This window comes from Streptococcus parasanguinis (assembly GCF_040908565.1).
In the GTDB taxonomy this organism is placed as follows: Bacteria; Bacillota; Bacilli; order Lactobacillales; family Streptococcaceae; genus Streptococcus; species Streptococcus parasanguinis_AC.
In genome coordinates this window covers 17,535-35,912 of sequence record NZ_JBDGEA010000020.1, presented here as the reverse complement: position 1 = coordinate 35,912, position 18,378 = coordinate 17,535, and the positions used below count along the sequence as shown (strand labels likewise).

The following is an 18,378-nucleotide window of genomic DNA, read 5'->3' as shown; positions in this document are numbered from 1 at the left end:
AGAGCCCACTCAACCACTGCGTCTTGCTCGACAATCCAAAGACAATTGAGAGGCTAGGACTTTTGTCCCAGCCTCTTGTTACGTATTGCATGGTTTTAGAATAAAAGACAAGACTTTCGAAGTAATTACGAGAGTCTTGTTTAATTTTCATGCCAATCCGTGTCCAATTAATTATACTTAAATTCTGTCATGTACCGATATAATTGATGAAACATGTTGTTTTTCCTCTTCATCCCTTATCTCAGAGAATTCTAGTGATTTATGGTAAAATAAGGTCTATATATGTGAGGACAAAGAGATGATTAATCGAGTAACAGACAACAAATTTAAACTAGTATCCAAATACCAACCGTCTGGGGACCAACCGCAGGCCATTGAACAGTTGGTGGATAACATCGAAGGTGGCGAAAAGGCCCAAATCTTGATGGGGGCAACTGGTACGGGGAAGACCTATACTATGAGCCAGGTCATTGCCCAGGTCAATAAGCCGACCCTGGTCATCGCCCACAATAAAACCCTAGCGGGCCAGCTCTATGGGGAGTTCAAGGAATTTTTCCCTGAAAATGCGGTCGAGTATTTCGTCTCTTACTACGATTACTACCAGCCTGAAGCCTATGTGCCATCGAGTGATACCTATATCGAAAAAGATAGCTCGGTCAATGATGAGATTGACAAGCTTCGTCACTCAGCAACCTCAGCCCTCTTAGAGCGCAATGACGTTATTGTAGTTGCGTCTGTTTCATGTATCTATGGGTTGGGTTCGCCTAAGGAATATTCCGACAGCGTGGTCAGCCTGCGTCCAGGTCTGGAGATTTCTCGTGATCGTTTGCTCAATGACTTGGTGGATATCCAGTTTGAACGCAATGATATCGACTTTCAACGGGGGAAATTCCGTGTCCGTGGGGATGTGGTCGAGATTTTCCCAGCTTCGCGTGATGAGCATGCCTTTCGAGTTGAGTTTTTCGGAGATGAGATTGAGCGGATTCGTGAGATTGAAGCTTTGACGGGCCAAGTTCTAGGAGATGTGGACCACTTAGCCATTTTTCCAGCCACTCACTTCGTGACCAATGACGACCATATGGAAGTGGCCATTGCCAAGATTCAGGCTGAGCTGGAAGAACAGTTAGCTATCTTTGAGAAGGAAGGAAAACTGCTGGAAGCCCAACGCCTGAAACAACGGACTGAGTATGACATTGAAATGTTGCGAGAGATGGGCTACACCAATGGTGTCGAAAACTACTCCCGTCATATGGATGGCCGGAGTGAAGGAGAGCCACCCTACACCCTTTTGGACTTCTTCCCTGAAGATTTCCTCATCATGATCGATGAAAGTCATATGACCATGGGCCAAATCAAGGGCATGTACAATGGAGACCGCTCGCGCAAGGAAATGCTGGTCAACTATGGCTTCCGTTTGCCGTCTGCCTTGGACAACCGGCCACTGCGTCGTGAAGAGTTTGAAAGCCATGTCCACCAGATTGTCTATGTGTCAGCGACACCAGGTGACTATGAGATGGAACAAACGGATACCGTCATCGAGCAAATCATTCGTCCGACAGGTCTTCTAGATCCCGAGGTGGAAGTGCGTCCGACCATGGGACAAATGGACGATCTCTTGGGTGAGATCAATGCGCGTGTAGAACGTGGAGAGCGGACCTTTGTCACCACCTTGACCAAAAAGATGGCAGAAGACTTGACAGACTACTTTAAGGAAATGGGTGTCAAGGTTAAATACATGCACTCGGATATTAAGACCTTGGAACGGACGGAAATCATCCGTGATTTGCGTTTGGGCGTCTTTGATGTCTTGGTCGGGATCAACCTTCTTCGGGAAGGGATTGACGTACCAGAAGTTAGTCTGGTGGCCATTCTCGATGCGGATAAGGAAGGCTTCCTCCGTAATGAGCGTGGGCTTATCCAGACCATTGGTCGTGCTGCCCGTAATAGTGAGGGTCACGTGATCATGTATGCGGACACCATGACCCAGTCTATGCAAAAAGCCATCGATGAAACGGCCCGCCGTCGTCAGATTCAGATGGCCTATAACGAAGAGCATGGCATTGTGCCACAAACCATTAAGAAGGAAATCCGTGATCTCATCTCTGTTACTAAGGCGGTGGCCAAAGAAGAGGATAAGGAAGTGGATATCACCAGTCTCAACCGCCAAGAGCGCAAGGAATTGGTCAAGAAACTGCAAGGCCAAATGCAAGAAGCCGTCGAAGTGCTTGATTTCGAATTGGCAGCACAGATCCGAGATATGATGTTGGAAGTCAAGGCCTTGGATTGAGGGATAAATATGATCGATTTAAGAAAACTAATAGAAGAAGATTTGGTGCCTTTGTGGGAAATCGCTTATTCACAATCTAATCCAATTTGGAAGCAGTATGACGCTCCCTATTATGACGATTATCAGTATTTTCCTAATTTTCAAGAATTTAAACTACAAAAATTAGAATCCACTCTAAACAACTCAAATCGCCTTGGTATTTTTGTTGATGATAAACTAGTTGGGACTGTTTCGCGCTACTGGGTATGTAAAGAAACAAGATGGATGGAATTGGGATTTTGTGTTTATGATAACAAATTTTGGAACTCTGGAATTGGAAAAGCTGCTATGCTACAGTGGATAGATCGGACATTTCAGGATTACTTGGAGTTGGAGCATCTTGGTTTAACAACTTGGTCAGGAAATTTTGGTATGATGAAATTGGCTGAAAAATTAAGAATGAAAAAAGAAGCTCATATTCCAAAAGTTCGTTATTATCAAGGTGTTTATTATGATAGTATTAAATACGGCATTTTGAGAGAAGAATGGGAGGAAGCAAATGGTCATCACTGTCAAACAGATGGAAACACCTGAAGAGATAGAAGGAAAATCTCTCGTTCATTGGCAAACGTGGAGAGAGGCTTATGACGATCTTTTACCCGAGGAATATCAGGAGACGATGACATTAGATAGATGTCGTTTCTTTAGTCAAAAGTATCCAGAAAATACCTTGATTGCGATGGATGGAAAGAAGGTTGTTGGATTTATCAGCTATGGAAATTTTCGTTATGAGACCATTCAAGCTGGTGAAATCATTGCCCTATATGTTTTAAAAGATTACTATGGAAAAGGTGTGAGTGAACAATTAATGCATGATGCATTTGTTGCTCTCAATCATTTCTCTGAAATTTATTTATGGGTATTGAAAGATAATAAGCGAGCCATTGCTTTCTATCAAAAAATGGGTTTTACTTTTGATGGCCAAGAACAAATACTTAAACTTGGAAAACCTATTAAGGAATTGCGGATGATATGTTCTTCAAATAAAAATTCCTAAAGGACGTATCTATCAATCTTTGAACCATTATCAATTAATCTAGTAAAAAATAAAAGAGATAGAATGAACCAAAGAAATGAAGGAGAAGAAGAATGAAAATTCTAGTCATCAATGGGCATCCGGATAAGGAAAGTTACTGTCAGGCTATTTTCCAAACCATTGTCGAAACGATTGACTCAAATCGCCACGAACTTAAAGTGATCAGTCTCAATGATGAGGACTTTGATCCGGTTCTTCGCTATGGCTATCGAAAGCGGATGGAGGAAGATCCTTTTATTCTTCATTCCCAAGAATTAATCCAGTGGGCGGATCACCTGATTTTTGTTTATCCCATCTGGTGGAGTAGTATGCCGAGCCTTATGAAGGGCTGGATTGACCGGGTCTTTACACCGGGGATTGCATACTCGGCCAATGATCAGGGAAGCTTTATCTGGAATTACCTTAGAGGTAAACAATTCAAGAAGTTGCTCAAAGGAAAAACAGCCAGTATTTATTCGACCTCCATGGCGCCTACTTGGTGGTACAAGATTTTTTCAGGTCCTATCAATATTCCAGATAGTTATGGCATCTCTGTTTTGAAGAATGCCGTCTTGAACCATTGTGGGATTAAAACCAAGCGCGTCTGCATCTTAGGAGAAGTCGGCCGCGATGTGAATACCGCTAGCATGCGGGAACAGCATCTCAAAAAGGTCGCAGCAGAAGTGAAGAAACTCTGAGTAAATCCTTAACGTTAGGAAATGAGGGTAATGAAGCGGAAGAAAAATACTGTAAAGAAGGTCAACCATCAAAATAGAATAAAGAGTAAAAGAAGCTGGTTAGATCGCTTAAACCTGTGGCTTGAAAGGCATTCAGGTATTGGTATGCTTTTGGATTTTATCATGTTTTTGTCAATGGGAGCGACCCTAGGTGTCTTTCTTTTTGACAATCATCTAATCCCAAGGATATACCGTGATTTTAATTATCTATTTCCCTTATTCATGAATCTATATTTATTGCTGAATGGATTGTATTTTAATGTCTTTCGAGTGCAGAAAGAAGACCGAGCTTCCATTGAATTTTTCGCAACCGTCTTTTTGTACGTGAATGCAATTACGTCTGTTGTGCATATTGGGTTTGGGATCAAAGGACGACGTATGGGAGATTATATTCCACCGCTTTACACTTTGAATCTGAAATACATCTGGTTTCCTATCGTGACCTATGCAATATTCTTCATTCTAGCGGCCTTGATCTTGTTCATTATAAAACTGAGGAAAAAGAAGAGAAAGCAGGAATGATTAAACTCATAAAAGTATTTCAAATTGTTTATATTCTTTTACTGACTTTCATATTTGCCAACGTCCTTTTAGGATTGTTTGGCTACGCATTTACGCCACTTCTTTGGAATCCCTGGTTGTATCTAGGAGCTGTGACTATTCTATGTCACATCTGGTATCGCTTCTATCGAAAACATGCTCCAAATTGGAAGAATCTTGTGAGTGTTCTTTTGAGTCTCTTTGCTATGATGATTCTGGTATTTTTCATGGAGTTGTTCTTTACCTTTGATGGCCATGGTCCGGTAACGATTCACTCAGAATATTATTTAAAAGAGAAGTCAATTGTCTTTCAGAGAGGCTCTCTTTTGGATGCCTATGATGAATACCATGAGCTGGTAAATCCCTTTGTGATGAAAAAAGAGATAAAGAAAAAAGTTTATATTGATTAATTGTCAATATCATAGAAAGGAAATATATGTCACGTACAACGCCTACTATACTGTGCAATCTTTGCATGGTCGAAGATCTTGAAAATAGGAAAGTAGTCCTCCAATACCGCTCACCTGAAAAGACTCACTGGGCTGGCCATGCTTTTCCAGGTGGTCATATCGAAGAAGGAGAAAGCCTTGTAGAATCCGTCATTCGTGAAGTCTACGAAGAGACAGGACTGACAATTGCAGATCCAAAACTGGTCGCAGTCAAAGACTGGGAGCCAGATGAGGGAGGCCGCTATATTGTCTTTTGCTACAAAGCGACAGAATTTACAGGCCAGCTCAGATCATCTGAAGAAGGAGAAGTTTCTTGGGTTGAGAAGGACCAATTAGAAAAGTTGGACTTGTCCTACGACATGCTTCCTCTGCTGGAAGTGATGGAAGACCCGGACTTGTCTGAGTTCTATTATCGCAAACAGACAGACGACGACTGGGAAAAATTAAGATTTTAAGTAACGGGGCTAGAGGTATCTAGTTCTTTTTTCTCTTCAAAGATAAAATGTTGCTTAAAGCATTGAGAATGTTCCATTAGTGCTTGAATCTGCTTTAAAAAAGTACTATAGTATAAGCATAAAATACAATTGTAATCTTTCATACTGTGAATAGAAAGAAGGCAAGATATGAAATTACAATTTAGAATCCTTATAGGAATTTGCTTCTTGATCGGTGCCTTAGTCTTTGCCTTTCAAAAGGAATGGTTATACGCTTTGCTGTTGCTTTTAGTTGGGGCTTCTTACCTTTATAAAGGAGTGAGTCGATGAAGAGTGAGTGTTTAAACATCAAGGGGCTAAATGTTTGGTATAAAAAAGACAAGCCCATTATAAAAGACGTGAATTTGCTTGTACCCAATCATTCTGTAGTAGGGTTGATTGGTCGAAATGGAGCTGGGAAGACAACCTTGCTAAAAGCTTTAAGTAGTGTTTTTGATCATCGGCAGTATGCAGTTGAGACTGTTACCATTGAAGACAAGGTGACATCTTTTCATACGAATTTCTATAAGAGCCGTACCTATACAGTTTTTACTGAAAACAATAGTTTTTTAAACTGGGATTTTGTTCACTATTTTAATTTTGTCTGTCGTTTGTATCATCGAAAGAGAGATGAAAAGGTATTGCAGGACCTGATCTCAGGTTTTCATTTTGAAGAATTTCTCAACACCGATATCGGTAGTTTGTCAACGGGAAATAAGAAGAAAGTCTTCTTGATCACAGCTTTTTATCTCAAACCTCCCCTCCTTATTTTGGACGAACCATTTGATGGCCTTGATTTTGATGCGACAGAATTTCTATATAATTTACTATTGCAGTATAAAGAAGAAGGCGCTATTCTGATGAGTTCGCATATAGCAGAGAGTATCGTTCGAGTCTGTGATACAGCTTATACTATTGAAGATGGTCACCTAGACGCGATCGAATCGAATTTAGAAGATTGGTTTCATGACGTCAATCGTCAGAGGGGGTAGAGAATGCTACTAGCAATTTTTAGAGATTTGGTATCCAAAAATCGGCTCTTCTTGTTCTTGACTTCCTTAGCCTTTGCTCTTTATTACCATCTTGTTGGGGGCAAATTTTCTACGAGCTTTCAAGTCTTATTGATCAGTACGGCTATTGTCACTGCTCTATCAACCTTTCAATTGTTGTATTCCTACTTTTCGATGGACAGGGTCCAGGCCTATTACCAGCTTCCGTTGTCTCTCAATCGTTTCAAAGGTTCTTTTCTGACGGTAACCTTTCTTCTCAATTTGTTAGAGCGCGTGCTGTTATTGATTCTCTTTTTGGGAGTCAAGTTAGACCTGCCACAATCCTTTAAGCTTGTCCTCCTATCTTTACTGGTGGTATTGAGTGTGTTTTATGTCTTTATCCAGTTCAATACAAGGCCCAGTTTTCTAGGAGGGGTACTCATTTTTGTAACGACTGCTCTTACAGTCTCTTCTTTATGGGTCCAACAAGTGTCCTATATGATCTTACTGTCAGTCCTCCTTGCTGTCTTAATTTTTAAAAATGAGGACCTGGTCGCGATTTCAAAAAATGATCAGTTGCTCGTCGCAAAGAGAAGAAGTGGCAATTATTTTTGGATTTCCTTGTTTCAAGAGCGCTATTTTTCCATCAATTTTGTCTTTACTCTCATATTCCTCCTTCTCATTTTGATACAGGATTATGATGCTCCTTTAAAAATCATCATTCTTTTAACGATGGCTTCTGTCAATACGCCATTAACCACCCTCATTTCCGCGAATAAAGATTTGATTGATCATGTTAAGTCCCTTCCTAAGAGTTGGTTCTTTTACTTGATGTATTACCGTGTATTGCTGACTTATTTCTTAGCTGTGAATCTATTTGTTGCTCTTTTATTAAAAATGGTGGTCATGCCTGACTTGGGGATTCTATTTTTACTAGGAGTCATGATTCTAGCAGTAGTAGAAGCTTTTTTGAATTTACTTATTGAAATCTATTTCCCTTTAAGAAAATGGAATTTAAAGAGGGAATGTTGGAAGCACCCACGAAAATACATTGTTCCTAGTATCGTCTTCTTACTTAGTTGGAGTCTCCTTTTCTGTTTCTAAGGAATTGCTCCTTCGCTTGTATCTATACCTTAATTGTAGTATGATAGAGGAGTTGAAAAGATGCTAGAAAAGGTGGCAAGTATATGAAAGATTTTCACTTTGATGCAATTGCTGCATTTGAAAATTACGAAATCGAAAAGATGAGAGATGGCCATGTAGTGGTGTCAACCAAGGTCGTTGAATCATCTCTCAATTATTATGGAAATGCGCATGGAGGCTATCTCTTTACCCTGTGTGACCAGATCAGTGGTTTGGTCGTGATTTCTCAGGGGGTCGATGGTGTGACCTTGCAATCCTCCATCAATTACTTGAAAGCAGGGCGTCTGGGTGATGTCCTCACGATCCATGGCGAATGTGTCCACAGTGGACGGACGACTCGAGTTGTGGATGTTGATATTACCAATCAAGACGGTGCCAATGTCTGCAAGGCAACCTTTACCATGTTTGTTACGGGAGTGAGAGATGAATCCGCACAAGTACGCATTTAAAAATTATATTTTTGATTTTTATGGAACCTTGGTCGACATCGAAACCGATGAGTCAAGTCCAGTCTTATGGGATACCATGGCTCAGATCTACCAATCCTACGGGGCAAGTTACACAGGAGAAGGTCTGCGCCTGCGTTATAGAGAGTTGGTGCAACAAGCTGAAGAAGACTTGGCCAAGGAAAAACGAGTTGCCCATCCTGAGATTGATCTGACGGTCATTTTTGTGCAATTGTATCTAGAAAGTCATCCAAGTGGAAACAGTGTTGCCCACCTCAAAGAGTGGGGACGTTTGATTGCACGGACTTTCCGTGTCCTTTCTCGCAAACGATTGGAGCTTTATCCTCACACGAAAGAAGTATTAGAGGATATGAAAGCTGCAGGTTGCCGAATCTATCTCTTATCCAATGCCCAAGCAGATTTTACCAATCCGGAGATTGATTTAGTAGGCTTGAGAGAACTTTTCCATGCCATTTACTTGTCATCTGATGCAGGTATTCGCAAACCTCAGCCAGAGTTCCTCTTGGAAGTCATCAAAGAGCACCAGTTGAACCCTGAGAAAACGGTCATGGTGGGGAATGACTTTACAACAGATGTTGCTGTTGCCCAAAGTATCGGTATGGAGAGTATCTTGATCAATACCTTCCCATACTCTGATGCTGAACTGCGGGAGAAGAATCAAGCAGGAGTGCGCGTGATTCGGGATATTCAAGAATTGCAAGAAGATTGAAGGATATTATCTATGTAAGGAGGCCAAGTCGCCTCCTTTTTTTGAAAATCCAACAGTCGAGCAGGATTTGTCAAATTTTTTCTTTCATGGTATACTATGAAAGTTAATTTGAATAAGGAGATAAAAATGAATAACTTACCAAACTGTCCAAAATGTAACTCTGAATATGTCTATGAAGATGGAGCTCTCTTGGTGTGCCCAGAGTGTGCTTATGAATGGAACCCAGCTGACGTCGAAGAAGAAGAGGGTGTCGTTGCGATTGACGCCAACGGAAACAAATTGGCTGATGGCGATACGGTGACCTTGATCAAAGATTTGAAAGTCAAGGGTGCACCAAAGGATTTGAAACAAGGAACGCGCGTGAAAAACATCCGTATCGTAGAAGGCGATCATAACATCGATTGTAAGATTGATGGCTTTGGCGCAATGAAACTCAAATCAGAATTTGTGAAGAAGATCTAAAGATAAGAAGAAATAGTTCTATATAAAGTATACAAATTAATAGAGTTGTTTAAGTTTATAAGGAACTTTCCGCTGTGAGAAAAGTACTTGAAACAATATCGTTTCAAGTACTCGGGAGTTTTGAAACTTTGGGTTCAAAACTAAGTCATGGAACTTCGAAGAAGTTCGCTGACGTCCGTCTTCACTTAAGGAAAGTTCCTGATTATCTGAAGGGCCTAGCCCCTTTTCTTTCAGGAGAATACTATGAAATTCAAACTATTATTTAGCTATCGTTTTCTATTGTTTATCTTAAGTGTGCTCGGCGTTTATCTGCAACTGACCAAGCATGGTGGCTTTGGTATGATGCTTTATTACACCATTTTATCCAACATGTTGGTCATGTTCTTCATGGGAGATATGGTTTGGCGCATGCTTCGTGGTCGTTCGACCCAGACTCAGGGCTACCTTCGTATGAAAGGCGCAGTTACCATGTCCATTATGATCACCTGTGTCATCTACCACTTTATGTTGGCGCCTCTTGCGACACCAGAGAAGTTTTATCGTTTGGAAAACTTCCTTTGTCATTACATCGTTCCTCTGATGTTCTTCTTTGATACCCTAGTGATTGATAAAGCCAAGCAATACCGTAGACTCGATCCCTTCCTTTGGACCTTGATTCCCCTGGCGTACATGCTCTTTGCCCTTCTCAATGGTTTGGTCTTGAAGTGGCCAATTCCAGGTGCAAAAGATAGTCCCTTTGCCTATTTCTTTATCAATGTTAATAAATACGGCTGGGCATTTGTTGGCAAATGGGTGGTGATCATCTTTATCGCTTACCTTTTAGCTGGCTATGTACTCTATGGGATTAAAATTATCAAGCGGAAATCGGCTGTTTCTTAGTAAAAACCGAACATTATTCGGACGAAAAGTCTTGTTTTTAAATTTTTTTGAAAAATGTTGAGTTTTTTCTTGCATGTCGTTTGAAACTGTGATATAGTTATCTCAATTAAATAAATCCTTTAATCCTGTCCCGTGAGGCAGGCAAGGAGACTGTGAAAAACAATGGCTAGGACATAGGGCGAGACTCTATCCTCTTAGACCATTCATTTGCTGAACCTCCTTGAAAAAGGAGGTTTTTCTTTTACAACTAAGGAGGACTGAATGAAAACCAAAGAAGTCGTTGATGATTTGACGATGAAACGGGCCATTACCCGGATCACCTACGAAATCATTGAACGAAACAAAGATTTAAGCCAGATTGTGCTGGTGGGGATCAAGACGCGTGGTGTTTACATCGCTCGCCGGATCCAAGAACGCCTCTCTCAGCTGGAACAAATCGATGTCCCTGTAGCAGAACTAGATACCAAGCCTTTCCGAGATGACATGAAGGCGACTGAGGATACGACGGTCTTACCAGTTGATATCGCTCATAGAGAAGTCATTTTGATCGATGATGTCCTCTATACAGGTCGCACGATTCGCGCTGCCATTGACAATTTGGTCAGTCACGGTCGTCCTGCTCGAGTGAGTCTTGCGGTTCTCGTCGACCGTGGGCATCGGGAGTTGCCGATTCGTCCGGACTTTGTTGGGAAAAATATCCCGACAAGTAAGTCAGAGGAAATCATTGTCGAGATGGTGGAGCTAGACGGTCAAGACCGCGTCCTCATCAAAGAAGCTTAAACAAATTGTAAACTATTTGCATTCACATTATAAAAGGAGAATCAACATGTCTGAAAATCAAATCGCTCTTAAAAACCTTGTCTCAATGGAAACTCTTACCAATGAAGAAGTAATGGCATTGATCAAACGTGGGATTGAGTTCAAAAACGGAGCTAAAGCAGCCTACGAAGACCAACACATCATCTCAAACCTTTTCTTTGAACCTTCAACTCGTACCCACAAAGCCTTTGAAGTGGCAGAGTTGAAATTGGGATGTGATCTCCTTGACTTTGATGTGAAGACAAGCTCTGTGAACAAAGGGGAAACACTTTACGATACCATCTTGACCATGTCAGCTCTTGGTGTAGATGTCTGCGTCATCCGTCACCCTGAAGTGGACTACTACAAAGAATTGGTTGAAAGTCCAACGATCACAGCCTCTATCGTCAATGGTGGGGACGGTTCAGGTCAACACCCAAGCCAAAGCTTGCTTGATTTGATGACCATCTATCAAGAATTCGGTCACTTTGATGGCTTGAAAGTTTGTATCGCTGGGGACTTGGATCACTCACGTGTTGCAAAATCAAATATGCAAATCTTGAAACGTTTGGGAGCAACCCTCTACTTTGCAGGTCCAGACGAATGGAGAAGTGCGGAATTTGAAGACTATGGAACCTTCGTCACTATCGATGAAGTCATTGAAGACGTGGATGTGATGATGTTCTTGCGTGTGCAACACGAACGTCATGATTACGAATCACTCTTCTCTAAAGAAAACTACCACCGTCTTCATGGTTTGACTCAAGAACGTTATGACCGTATGAAAGATACAGCGATCTTGATGCACCCAGCACCAGTCAACCGTGACGTTGAAATTGCGGACCACTTGGTAGAAGCTCCTAAATCACGCATCGTAGAACAAATGACCAACGGTGTCTTTGTCCGTATGGCCATCATTGAAGCCGTTCTTAAAGGTCGCGGTGCAAAATAAGATAACTGACAATTCATTGAAAGGAAAGAAAGAGGACAGAGTAGATAGCTACATGGAATCTGACTTTCCTTTTTTTGAGGAACTATGATAAAATTGGATTAGAATAAAAGAAGGGAGGGGTTCGATGAAACGATTATTGGTCCTAGAGGATGGGACTGTATTTGAAGGAGAAGCCTTTGGTGCAGACCTATATGTAACGGGTGAGTTGGTCTTTACCACAGCCATGACAGGTTATCAAGAATTGATCACGGATCAGGCTTTTAGTGGCCAGATTCTCTCCTTTACCTTCCCGGTTATTGGGGCAGCAGGGATCAATCGGGATGATTCTGAATCCATTACACCCACTTGTTTGGCAGTAGTGGTTCAGCATCTAGTGGAGATGCCGAGCAATTGGCGGCAGCAGATGACCTTGGATGAATTCTTGAAGCGAAAAAAAATCCCTGGTATTGTAGGGATTGATACGAGGCAGGTAGCAAAAATTGTCCGCAAGTATGGACGGATGAAGGCGACTGTCATTAACAAGGGGGATTCGATCGAGCATATCTTGGATCAGTTGCGAGCAACGGTCCTTCCCAAAGACCAAGTGCGTCAAGTCTCGACAAAAACAGCCTATGCTGTACCAGGTTTTGGAAAGAGTATTGCCTTGATCGATCTAGGGGTCAAGCACTCTGTCTTGCGCCAGCTGAGTCAAAGGGACTGTAATGTCACGGTCTATCCCTATGATATCTCTTATGATGAACTGATGGAGCAGCAACCAGATGGCGTTATTTTATCCAGTGGGCCTGGCGATCCCCATCAGGTGAAAAAACTCTGCCGCTTGATCCAAAAGCTCAATGGTCAGATTCCGATCTGGGGCATGGGCTTGGGAGCACAGGTACTAGCTCAAGCTTATGGATCGGAGCTAGCTCCCATGGAAGTTGGACACTTCGGATTAAATATTCCTGTTCGCGAAATTGCGACAGGAAAAATTGAGATGACTAGTCAAAATCACTTGTATAGTATCGCACGCGATAGCCTACCCCATGATTTATTGGTCACGCATGAAAACGTCAATGACCATAGTATCGAAGCTTTTCGCCATCGTTACCAACCGATTTTAGGAGTTCAATTCCAAGTGGATGCTAGTCCAGGGCCAAGGGAAAATCTCTATTTTTACGATGAATTTTTAGAGTTAATTGATGCCAAAATTCACGAAAGTAGAAGGGAGAAGGAATGATGAAACAAAACCAGAAATTGCTTCTCCTATGTGGAGATTCTTATCAGGATATTAGCCTTTTGGCTGCGGTAAATGAAGCACAAAAACTCAATGCCAAGGATGGGAATGCTCTTGTCCTTTACTTGGGTGAAGAAAATGCTATCACCCAAGAAGCTGCAGATATAGTTGTAGTTAGTAAGCTCAAGCTGGATGCTCTTAGGACGACTCTTCTTTCTTATACTGGATCTCGCTTGCTCCTAGCTTTTGCGGATAAACAGATTTTGAATCTCTTGTTTCGTTTGGAAGAAACTGGATTTTTCAAAGATGCATCGATCATGATTGTCGGGCCGAGTCTCCAACGCTATCGTACTTTCTACCAGCAGGCCGATCAACGACGTCTCTTTCAAGAGCTGGGCTATCAGGTACCTGCTTCAGCACTGGTTGGTTCGGTTCGAGAAGCTATCGAGTTTTCTGAAGGCATTCAATTTCCTATTATGATCTGGCCAGTAGCGAGTAAGCAAGGGCAAGGGCGAAAGATCGCTCATAACTTGGATGACTTGTGCGAAGCTGTAGAAATGGGTCTTTCGGTTTCTCCAAGTCAGCAGTGTTTGCTGGAGTTTTCGACCTATGGCTTTAAGGAATTGGATTTTGTAGTCATGCGGGATCGTGAAGACAATCACTACTTGGCGGCCTCTATTGAAAGCATTGATCCTGTTGGGATCCACTCTAGTGACTCTTACCAATTTATGCCAGCGGTTACCCTGACTGACCGGGAGTTTCAAAATCTTCGTGAAGCAGCGATCCATATCAGTCGCTATCTGAAACTGACAGGAGCCATTTCCATTAAGTTTGCCTTGGATCCGACGAGTTATGCTTTTTATATCTTAGAGGTTAATCCATTTGCTTCAGATAGTATCTCGATGGCCTCTATGGGCTTGGGCTATTCCTTGTTTGAGCAAGGCGTGCAGCTGCAATTGGGGCGCTCTCTCGAGCATTTGCCTCACCCCTTATTACAGGATCTAAAGGCCGTCTATGAACCCAGTTTAGACTATATTTTCTTTAAGATTCCGATCTTTTTAGATGCTGCACAGAATGCTCGTCTCAATACCCAAATTCACTCTTATGGGGCAGTTTATGGATTTGGAAAGAGGATCGATGAAGCTTACCAACAGGCCTTAGAAACCATTAAAGATAAAAAACTGCTGACTGTCTTTCCTGAAGAAATGAGCGATGATGAGTTAATCCAAAAAATAGCTCGTCATATGCCCCATCGGCTCTTTTATATCTTAGAGGCTCTGAAACGTGGTTTTGAGTTTGAGGAACTCTTGGATTTAAGTAAATTATCCCCTATTTATTTGCAGGTCTTGGCCAATCTAGTGGAGTTAGAAAAAGGAGTAGAGGCTGAGACAAGTCCAGCATTACTTCCGGTTGAGCCATCAGCTGGCTTATATGAGGTCAAAGCAGGAGCAGCCTATTATCTGACCCAAAATGGGACCAATGAATCATTCGGGTTGGATGCTGCGTGTGTCTTGGTGGATGATCTAGAAATTCGGGACCCGAGTTTTTACCAAAAGGTACGAAAGAAGGAGCAAGAGTTAAAAGAAAAAGGACAACAGGTGATCTTACTCACCAATTGTCCTTTTACAGAATCTTTGGTAGATAAAGTTTATTATCTCCCTATCAATGAGACAAGCCTTAACCTAATTCAGACCATTGATCAGGTCAAAGATATTGTCAAGCTTTCTAACCTACAATAAAGGATCCGGACAATCTATCCGAATCCTTTTTGTTTCTTATTTTTTGGTCACAATACCGATAATGGTATCAACAGCGCGTTCCATGGTTTGGAGGCTAACGTATTCAAAGCGACCATGCATATTTTCGCCACCGGCAAAGATGTTTGGTGTTGGAATCCCCATAAAGGAAATTTTAGACCCATCTGTACCACCGCGGATCGGTTCAATGATTGGAGTGATGCCAAGATCTTCCAAGACTTCCTTAGCAAGGGTAATCGGCGTCATATCTTTTTCAATCACTTGCTTCATGTTGTAGTACTGATCTTTGAGGGTGAGGAGAACGCGTTCGCTACCGAGTTCGGAATTCATCTGATCCGCAATAGATGTCATGAGGTCTTTGCGTTTCTCAAAGCTTTCGGTTTCAAAGTCCCGAATGATGTAACTGGCACTTGCTTCCTCAACAGTTCCTTCAATGTTCATCAAGTGGTAGAAGCCTTCATAGCCTTCGGTTAATTCAGGACGTGCTCCTTCAGGTAGTTTGTTATGGAAATCAATGGCCAATTGAAGGGCGTTGATCATTTGACCTTTGGCTGTACCTGGGTGGACATTGCGTCCTTTGAAGGTGATTTCAGCCCCAGCTGCTGAGAAGGTTTCGTATTGAAGCTCTCCAAGAGGACCACCATCGACAGTATAGGCAAAGTCTACATCGAAATCCTCTGCATCAAATTGATCTGCCCCGACTCCGATTTCTTCATCTGGACCAAAGCCGACACGGATTTCTCCGTGTTTGATTTCAGGATGAGCTGTCAGGTATTCAATAGCTGTCATGATTTCAGCGATACCTGACTTATCGTCTGCACCCAGAAGAGTAGTACCGTCAGTTGTGATCAAGGTTTGTCCCTTGTAGTTGTTCAAATGAGCAAAATCAGCTGGATCCAGTGTGAAACCAGAATCCCCTAGAGCAATGACACCTCCATCATAATTCTCAACGATTTGAGGATTGACATTTTCTGCATTGAAGTCAGCAGTGTCCATGTGAGAGATAAATCCAATCTTGCGTGTAAAGCTTGGATCATTAGCTGGAAGGGTCCCAATGGCATAGCCGTTTGGCAAATAGTAGACGTTTTGAAGACCCACGCGTTTCATCTCAGGGATCAAGACCTTGGTTGCAAAATCAACTTGTGATTGGGTACTTGGAGTGGTTGTAGAGTTTTCGTCTGAACGTGTGTTAACCTTTACATAGGTAATAAAACGGTCCAAAAGATTTGCGTATTTCATAATCATTCTCCTTTTTCAGTTTCAATTAATTTGTGAATAGCATGGGCCACGCCATCCTCATCATTCGTCAAGGTGATGAAGTCAGCTATTTCCTTGACAGCAGCATTGCCATTTCCCATAGCGACGCTATAGCCAGCAAAACGAAGCATTTCAAGATCATTATTGGCATCTCCAAGAGCCATAACCTGGTCTCGACTGTAGCCTAATGTTTGGCTTAATGCTTGTAAAGCAGATGCCTTGCTCGCACCTTTAGGAAGGATTTCAAATAGGATATTCTGTGAACGAACAGTGTTAAAATCAGCTTCTAATGCAGCCTCGTGCTGAGCTTGAAAGACATCAATAGCAGAAGGATCCCCCACATACATAGCTTGAAAAATAGGAACAAGGTTGGGTAGATCCTCTTCTGAGACAGGTGTCGGTTTACTATTAACAATGCCGGCATCCATCGTAACCAGTTCACTGGCTTCAGGTGCGACTACTAGGTAATGATCCATGTCGAATAAGGTCAGCTGGACGTCTGAATCTTTCGTTAAAACATGCAAGCGGTGCATGTCCTCAAGGCTTAATTCTTCCTTGCCAATGATTTCCCAATTCTTAGTAGACAAAGTTGTACAGCCGTTATTGATAATCATATAATAGTTGCCATCAGGAAGGCCAATCTCTTCAAAGATGGGACGGACACCCGCTAAGGGACGTCCCGTACAGATCACAATATCATAGCCCGCTTGATGGGCCTTATGAAGAGCTTCGATATTGCCTTTAGACAGTGACTTATCTTCATGCAAGAGAGTTCCGTCCAAGTCAATCGCGATTAATTGAATCATTTGATCTCCTCCAAATCAAGAGGAACAAAGCCATCAATCACTTTTCCAATCACCCCAGGTTCCTCATCTAGTGGAATAATCTGATCACTATATTTCTTATTGAGGGAAACGAGTCGCACCCCGTTGGCCTCACGAAAGACACGTTTGATCAAAGTTTGCCCATCAAAATCAATGGCATAAATAGCCCCTGCCTGATCGTAGTAGGTTTGCTTGATTAACACAACGGCCCCTTTTTCATATTTGGGCTCTAGGGAATCCGTATGAATCCAAAAAGCCAAATCGTAAGGGATCTTTTGATCAAACCAGACGATATCAGCTTGTTTCTGATTTTGATAAGATGCAAAAGAATCATAGACAGAATAAGAGTGGTATTGCTTTTCAATTTTCTGTCTTTCTTTCTGATGGGTCAAGAGACTTTTTCCATAAGAAAGAAGATTTTCTTGATTTCCCTCATCGAGCTGTTTGTACAATCTCTCAATCTCTGAATCAATGACCACAAAATCATTTCGTAATCGAGGGTCAATTTCAGCAACTGCTACCTGAAAAAAGGCAGCAATCTTCTCCAAATTTTCAGGAACGGGAAGAGAAGTTCCTTTTACATATCCAGTCAAGGTACTGGCAGGGATTCCAGTAATACGAGATAATTCGATCTGTTTTTTCCCTTGTTCTTTCAGTAATTCTCTGATTTTTTCCGATATAATCCGTAATGCCTCTTTGTCTTGAGGGCTTGCTTTTCCACGACCTCTGGCCAACGTACTCACCTCCTTGTATTTACCTTTTCTATTATAATGAATTAAATCGAAAAAGTAAATAGAAATCACTGATAAATGCGAAAAAAGATGAATTCGTTATAAATCGGATTTTTGATTGAAATTTTATTTGCATTTCCTTTACTTTTTGAGGGAAAAGTTCTAATATGAAAACAGATAATTCATGGAGGTTGGAGTATGATTCGTACTGTTCAAGTCAAAGATGCAGGTCAAATTAGAGATTTATGTCACCAAGCATTGGGGTATGATTCTACCCTTGAGAAAGTGGCGGCTCAGATCGAAAAATTCAATCTGCCAGACTCGGGTCACTTTTGCTTTGTTTATGAAGAGGACCAAACAGGTAATATTCTTGGTTATGTTGAAGCAGAGGTTTATGAAAGTCTTTATAGTGACGCCGGTCTAAATATTTTAGGTCTAGCGGTTTTCCCTTCTGTTCAAGGACATGGGATTGGTCGCCAATTGATGGAGCGAGTTGAAGAACTTGCCAAAAGCAAGCATTCTGCTTTTATCCGTTTAAATTCTGCATCTCATCGAAAAGAAGCCCATATTTTTTACGAACGCATAGGCTATGAGGGAAATAAAACGCAGAAGCGATTTTTAAAAATAATGGATTAAGATAGGCAAAGGCCTATCTTT

22 protein-coding genes are annotated in these 18,378 nt (G+C 41.8%); 19 read left to right on the top strand and 3 right to left on the bottom strand.

Annotated elements, in window-relative coordinates:
• The first annotated feature begins 298 nt into the window (after nucleotides 1-298).
• The 18 genes from uvrB (at nucleotide 299) to AB5Y61_RS09275 (ending at nucleotide 14,891) form a co-directional block, all read left to right on the top strand.
• Nucleotides 299-2,287, top strand: coding sequence for an excinuclease ABC subunit UvrB (uvrB, locus tag AB5Y61_RS09360; protein WP_368403952.1), 1,989 nt, complete (start codon nucleotides 299-301; stop codon nucleotides 2,285-2,287).
• A gap of 9 nt (nucleotides 2,288-2,296) precedes the next feature.
• Nucleotides 2,297-2,860, top strand: a complete 564-nt coding sequence (locus AB5Y61_RS09355) for a GNAT family N-acetyltransferase (protein WP_368403951.1) — start codon at nucleotides 2,297-2,299, stop codon at nucleotides 2,858-2,860.
• Nucleotides 2,826-3,323: an N-acetyltransferase family protein gene (locus AB5Y61_RS09350; protein WP_368403950.1), complete on the top strand. Its 498-nt coding sequence runs from the start codon at nucleotides 2,826-2,828 to the stop codon at nucleotides 3,321-3,323. The genes AB5Y61_RS09355 and AB5Y61_RS09350 overlap by 35 nt, the downstream gene beginning before the upstream one ends.
• Nucleotides 3,324-3,415: 92 nt before the next feature.
• Nucleotides 3,416-4,039: an NAD(P)H-dependent oxidoreductase gene (locus AB5Y61_RS09345; protein ID WP_368403949.1), complete on the top strand. Its 624-nt coding sequence runs from the start codon at nucleotides 3,416-3,418 to the stop codon at nucleotides 4,037-4,039.
• 30 nt (nucleotides 4,040-4,069) lie between these two features.
• Nucleotides 4,070-4,600: a hypothetical protein gene (locus tag AB5Y61_RS09340; RefSeq protein ID WP_368403948.1), complete on the top strand. Its 531-nt coding sequence runs from the start codon at nucleotides 4,070-4,072 to the stop codon at nucleotides 4,598-4,600.
• Nucleotides 4,597-5,028: a hypothetical protein gene (locus AB5Y61_RS09335; RefSeq protein ID WP_368403947.1), complete on the top strand. Its 432-nt coding sequence runs from the start codon at nucleotides 4,597-4,599 to the stop codon at nucleotides 5,026-5,028. Before AB5Y61_RS09340 ends, AB5Y61_RS09335 begins: the two co-directional genes overlap by 4 nt.
• A gap of 26 nt (nucleotides 5,029-5,054) precedes the next feature.
• Nucleotides 5,055-5,522 carry an 8-oxo-dGTP diphosphatase gene (locus tag AB5Y61_RS09330; RefSeq protein WP_368403946.1) on the top strand — a complete coding sequence of 156 codons (468 nt, stop codon included), beginning with the start codon at nucleotides 5,055-5,057 and terminating at the stop codon, nucleotides 5,520-5,522.
• A gap of 168 nt (nucleotides 5,523-5,690) precedes the next feature.
• Nucleotides 5,691-5,831 carry a hypothetical protein gene (locus tag AB5Y61_RS09325; protein ID WP_368403945.1) on the top strand — a complete coding sequence of 47 codons (141 nt, stop codon included), beginning with the start codon at nucleotides 5,691-5,693 and terminating at the stop codon, nucleotides 5,829-5,831.
• Nucleotides 5,828-6,532: an ATP-binding cassette domain-containing protein gene (locus AB5Y61_RS09320; RefSeq protein WP_368403944.1), complete on the top strand. Its 705-nt coding sequence runs from the start codon at nucleotides 5,828-5,830 to the stop codon at nucleotides 6,530-6,532. Before AB5Y61_RS09325 ends, AB5Y61_RS09320 begins: the two co-directional genes overlap by 4 nt.
• Before the next feature lie 3 nt (nucleotides 6,533-6,535).
• Entirely contained in the window at nucleotides 6,536-7,633 is a 1,098-nt protein-coding gene (locus AB5Y61_RS09315) for a hypothetical protein (protein ID WP_368403943.1), read from the top strand.
• Between the two features lie 83 nt (nucleotides 7,634-7,716).
• A complete protein-coding gene (locus tag AB5Y61_RS09310) occupies nucleotides 7,717-8,121 on the top strand; it encodes a PaaI family thioesterase (protein ID WP_254728246.1) in 405 nt (134 codons plus the stop codon).
• Nucleotides 8,096-8,848, top strand: a complete 753-nt coding sequence (locus tag AB5Y61_RS09305; protein WP_368403942.1) for an HAD family hydrolase — start codon at nucleotides 8,096-8,098, stop codon at nucleotides 8,846-8,848. The genes AB5Y61_RS09310 and AB5Y61_RS09305 overlap by 26 nt, the downstream gene beginning before the upstream one ends.
• Before the next feature lie 126 nt (nucleotides 8,849-8,974).
• On the top strand, nucleotides 8,975-9,310 hold the full coding sequence (locus tag AB5Y61_RS09300; RefSeq protein WP_368403941.1) for a zinc ribbon domain-containing protein YjdM: 336 nt from the start codon (nucleotides 8,975-8,977) through the stop codon (nucleotides 9,308-9,310).
• Nucleotides 9,311-9,553: 243 nt separating this feature from the next.
• Nucleotides 9,554-10,189, top strand: a complete 636-nt coding sequence (locus AB5Y61_RS09295) for a Pr6Pr family membrane protein (RefSeq protein WP_368403940.1) — start codon at nucleotides 9,554-9,556, stop codon at nucleotides 10,187-10,189.
• Between the two features lie 261 nt (nucleotides 10,190-10,450).
• Nucleotides 10,451-10,969 carry a bifunctional pyr operon transcriptional regulator/uracil phosphoribosyltransferase PyrR gene (gene pyrR, locus AB5Y61_RS09290; RefSeq protein ID WP_003001719.1) on the top strand — a complete coding sequence of 173 codons (519 nt, stop codon included), beginning with the start codon at nucleotides 10,451-10,453 and terminating at the stop codon, nucleotides 10,967-10,969.
• 46 nt (nucleotides 10,970-11,015) lie between these two features.
• On the top strand, nucleotides 11,016-11,939 hold the full coding sequence (locus AB5Y61_RS09285) for an aspartate carbamoyltransferase catalytic subunit (RefSeq protein ID WP_049488079.1): 924 nt from the start codon (nucleotides 11,016-11,018) through the stop codon (nucleotides 11,937-11,939).
• Nucleotides 11,940-12,063: 124 nt separating this feature from the next.
• Complete coding sequence (locus AB5Y61_RS09280) at nucleotides 12,064-13,155, top strand: carbamoyl phosphate synthase small subunit (protein WP_368403939.1); 1,092 nt, start codon at nucleotides 12,064-12,066, stop codon at nucleotides 13,153-13,155.
• Complete coding sequence (locus tag AB5Y61_RS09275; protein WP_368403938.1) at nucleotides 13,152-14,891, top strand: ATP-binding protein; 1,740 nt, start codon at nucleotides 13,152-13,154, stop codon at nucleotides 14,889-14,891. Before AB5Y61_RS09280 ends, AB5Y61_RS09275 begins: the two co-directional genes overlap by 4 nt.
• A 36-nt stretch (nucleotides 14,892-14,927) precedes the next feature.
• Here the strand turns inward: AB5Y61_RS09275 and pepT are convergent, their stop codons facing one another.
• The 3 genes from pepT to AB5Y61_RS09260 are packed head-to-tail and all read right to left on the bottom strand — an operon-like array spanning nucleotide 14,928 to nucleotide 17,724.
• Nucleotides 14,928-16,148 (bottom strand): peptidase T, encoded by a 1,221-nt coding sequence (gene pepT, locus AB5Y61_RS09270; protein ID WP_368403937.1) that lies wholly within the window; start codon nucleotides 16,146-16,148, stop codon nucleotides 14,928-14,930.
• Between the two features lie 2 nt (nucleotides 16,149-16,150).
• On the bottom strand, nucleotides 16,151-16,972 hold the full coding sequence (locus AB5Y61_RS09265) for a Cof-type HAD-IIB family hydrolase (protein ID WP_368403936.1): 822 nt from the start codon (nucleotides 16,970-16,972) through the stop codon (nucleotides 16,151-16,153).
• Entirely contained in the window at nucleotides 16,969-17,724 is a 756-nt protein-coding gene (locus AB5Y61_RS09260; protein WP_049514511.1) for a LexA family transcriptional regulator, read from the bottom strand. The genes AB5Y61_RS09265 and AB5Y61_RS09260 overlap by 4 nt, the downstream gene beginning before the upstream one ends.
• Nucleotides 17,725-17,919: 195 nt before the next feature.
• Between AB5Y61_RS09260 and AB5Y61_RS09255 the strand changes: the two genes are divergently transcribed.
• On the top strand, nucleotides 17,920-18,357 hold the full coding sequence (locus tag AB5Y61_RS09255; RefSeq protein ID WP_368403935.1) for a GNAT family N-acetyltransferase: 438 nt from the start codon (nucleotides 17,920-17,922) through the stop codon (nucleotides 18,355-18,357).
• Nucleotides 18,358-18,378 lie beyond the last annotated feature (21 nt).

Excerpts from the sequence above, each read along its gene's own strand:
- uvrB (WP_368403952.1), top strand. The coding sequence starts at position 299 with ATGATTAATCGAGTAACAGACAACAAATTTAAACTAGTATCCAAATAC.
- AB5Y61_RS09355 (WP_368403951.1), top strand. The coding sequence starts at position 2,297 with ATGATCGATTTAAGAAAACTAATAGAAGAAGATTTGGTGCCTTTGTGG.
- AB5Y61_RS09350 (WP_368403950.1), top strand. The coding sequence starts at position 2,826 with ATGGTCATCACTGTCAAACAGATGGAAACACCTGAAGAGATAGAAGGA.
- AB5Y61_RS09345 (WP_368403949.1), top strand. The coding sequence starts at position 3,416 with ATGAAAATTCTAGTCATCAATGGGCATCCGGATAAGGAAAGTTACTGT.
- AB5Y61_RS09340 (WP_368403948.1), top strand. The coding sequence starts at position 4,070 with ATGAAGCGGAAGAAAAATACTGTAAAGAAGGTCAACCATCAAAATAGA.
- AB5Y61_RS09335 (WP_368403947.1), top strand. The coding sequence starts at position 4,597 with ATGATTAAACTCATAAAAGTATTTCAAATTGTTTATATTCTTTTACTG.
- AB5Y61_RS09330 (WP_368403946.1), top strand. The coding sequence starts at position 5,055 with ATGTCACGTACAACGCCTACTATACTGTGCAATCTTTGCATGGTCGAA.
- AB5Y61_RS09325 (WP_368403945.1), top strand. The coding sequence starts at position 5,691 with ATGAAATTACAATTTAGAATCCTTATAGGAATTTGCTTCTTGATCGGT.
- AB5Y61_RS09320 (WP_368403944.1), top strand. The coding sequence starts at position 5,828 with ATGAAGAGTGAGTGTTTAAACATCAAGGGGCTAAATGTTTGGTATAAA.
- AB5Y61_RS09315 (WP_368403943.1), top strand. The coding sequence starts at position 6,536 with ATGCTACTAGCAATTTTTAGAGATTTGGTATCCAAAAATCGGCTCTTC.
- AB5Y61_RS09310 (WP_254728246.1), top strand. The coding sequence starts at position 7,717 with ATGAAAGATTTTCACTTTGATGCAATTGCTGCATTTGAAAATTACGAA.
- AB5Y61_RS09305 (WP_368403942.1), top strand. The coding sequence starts at position 8,096 with ATGAATCCGCACAAGTACGCATTTAAAAATTATATTTTTGATTTTTAT.
- AB5Y61_RS09300 (WP_368403941.1), top strand. The coding sequence starts at position 8,975 with ATGAATAACTTACCAAACTGTCCAAAATGTAACTCTGAATATGTCTAT.
- AB5Y61_RS09295 (WP_368403940.1), top strand. The coding sequence starts at position 9,554 with ATGAAATTCAAACTATTATTTAGCTATCGTTTTCTATTGTTTATCTTA.
- pyrR (WP_003001719.1), top strand. The coding sequence starts at position 10,451 with ATGAAAACCAAAGAAGTCGTTGATGATTTGACGATGAAACGGGCCATT.
- AB5Y61_RS09285 (WP_049488079.1), top strand. The coding sequence starts at position 11,016 with ATGTCTGAAAATCAAATCGCTCTTAAAAACCTTGTCTCAATGGAAACT.
- AB5Y61_RS09280 (WP_368403939.1), top strand. The coding sequence starts at position 12,064 with ATGAAACGATTATTGGTCCTAGAGGATGGGACTGTATTTGAAGGAGAA.
- AB5Y61_RS09275 (WP_368403938.1), top strand. The coding sequence starts at position 13,152 with ATGATGAAACAAAACCAGAAATTGCTTCTCCTATGTGGAGATTCTTAT.
- pepT (WP_368403937.1), bottom strand. The coding sequence starts at position 16,148 with ATGAAATACGCAAATCTTTTGGACCGTTTTATTACCTATGTAAAGGTT.
- AB5Y61_RS09265 (WP_368403936.1), bottom strand. The coding sequence starts at position 16,972 with ATGATTCAATTAATCGCGATTGACTTGGACGGAACTCTCTTGCATGAA.
- AB5Y61_RS09255 (WP_368403935.1), top strand. The coding sequence starts at position 17,920 with ATGATTCGTACTGTTCAAGTCAAAGATGCAGGTCAAATTAGAGATTTA.